The following is a 1,769-nucleotide window of genomic DNA, read 5'->3' on the forward strand; positions in this document are numbered from 1 at the left end:
GGGTGACGGGACCGGCTCGGCACAGGTGAAAAGTGCGGTCTGTACGGGTGACGGGACCGGCTCGGCACAAGTGGGGAGTGCGGCCCGACGCCGGGCAAGGACGGCGGTCCGGCGCGAGCAAAGGGCGCTACCCGGCACGGACGAAGGGTGCGACTCGACACGGGCAATGGGTGTGGCCTGGCACGGGTGAAGCGCCCAGCTCAGCACGAGTGACGAGTGCGGCCCGACGCGGGGCACGGGCGGCGACCCGATGCGGGCAAAGCGTGCTACTCGACGCGGGGTAAGAGCGGCGGCCCAGCACAGGCTAAAAGTGCGATCCGACACGGGCGAGGGACCCTGCCTGGTGCTGGCGAAGGGTGCGGCCCTATACCGGTGACTAGTGCGCCCCGACGCAGGACAAAGGCGGCGGCCCAGCACTGGCAAAGAGTACGGCTCGGCACGGGCGAAGGGTGCGGCCTGGCACGGGCGAAGGGTGCGGCCCGGTGCAGGCGGAAGGCGACAGCCCCTCGCCGACGAGGGTGACCGGCCCGACAGGTGGGCCGGAATGCGGGCCGGGATGCGGGCCGGGATCACATCAGTGGAGTCAGGAAGCGGCGCAGGATCTCCTCGTAGCCGGCCGGATCGGCGTTCCACATCGCGCTGTGCGGGGCGTGGGCCACCGGCTGGAGGGTGATCAGGTCGGGGCGGTGGGCGGCGAAGCGGCGAGAGAGGGTCCAGGGGGCCACCTTGTCGTCCGGGCCGTGGAAGATCAGGGTCGGGACCCTGAGCCGGGTGGGGTCGGCGGCCTCGGCGATGCGGTCGCCGTGCAGACCGGTACGGCCCTGGGCGGCACGGACCGCCAGCGGCAGCAGCGCGCCCGGGGTGTGCCGGGCGGTGGCGAGGGCGCGCAACGTGGTCTCCCAGTCGAGCACCGGCGAGTCCAGCACCAGACCGGAGACGCGGTCGCGCATCGCGGAGTGGGCGGCGGCGCGCAACGCCATGGTGGCGCCGGTGGACCAGCCGTACAGGACGACGTGCTCGGCGCCGTACCGCACGGCGTAGCGGATCGCCGCGTCCAGGTCGCGCCACTCGGTCTCGCCGAGGTGGCCCAGGCCGTCGGGGTTGCGGGGTGCGCCGAGGTCGCCGCGGTAGGCGAGGGCGAGGACCGGGAAGCGGTTGCGGTGCAGGAACTCCATGACGTTCAGGGAGAGTTCGCGGGTGGCGGCCAGTCCGTGCACCGCGATCACCCAGGTGCTCCGCGCCCCGGGCACGAACCAGGCGGGCAGGGAGCCGAGTTCGCCGGGGAGGTCGATGTCGGCGTGGTCGAGGCCGAGGGCGGCGCTCGGGTTGCCGATGTGGACGTTCGGGGTGAGCCACACCTTGTCGCCGGGGTGCAGGGTGCCGTGGGTGACGCGTTCCAGGCGGCGTACGACGGCGTCGGCGGAGGGGGACGCCGTGTCGACGACGGGGCCGACGACCGCGTGGGAACCGTCACCGGCGAGGCCGTAGGTACCGGGGCGCAGGGAGGCCAGGTCCCGGGTGAGCACGATCTGGCCGGCGGCGGTCGAGTGCACCGTGAGCCGGGGTTCGGTCGGCAGGGGGCGGCCGGGCGGCGCCTTCAGCGCCGCGTCACTGGCGTACCGGCCGACGGCGACGCCGGCCGCACCGGCCGCGAGGGCCACGGAGACGGCCGCGGCCGTCGCTTTGACTGTGCGCACGGGTCCAGTGTCCCGGGGGACCCGCTCACCGGCCAGCCGGAGGACGCACGGGGTGAGGGGCGGGGGCGGGTC

Annotated in this window: 1 protein-coding gene; it reads right to left on the reverse strand. The window is 74.3% G+C overall.

Annotated elements, in window-relative coordinates; translation table 11 throughout:
• Positions 1-569: 569 nt before the first annotated feature.
• Positions 570-1,697, reverse strand: a complete 1,128-nt coding sequence (locus tag JHN63_RS50730; RefSeq protein WP_200691889.1) for a S9 family peptidase — start codon at positions 1,695-1,697, stop codon at positions 570-572.
• Between the last annotated feature and the right edge of the window lie 72 nt (positions 1,698-1,769).

It is taken from the genome of Streptomyces sp. MBT65 (assembly GCF_016612545.1).
Taxonomy (GTDB): Bacteria; Actinomycetota; Actinomycetes; order Streptomycetales; family Streptomycetaceae; genus Streptomyces.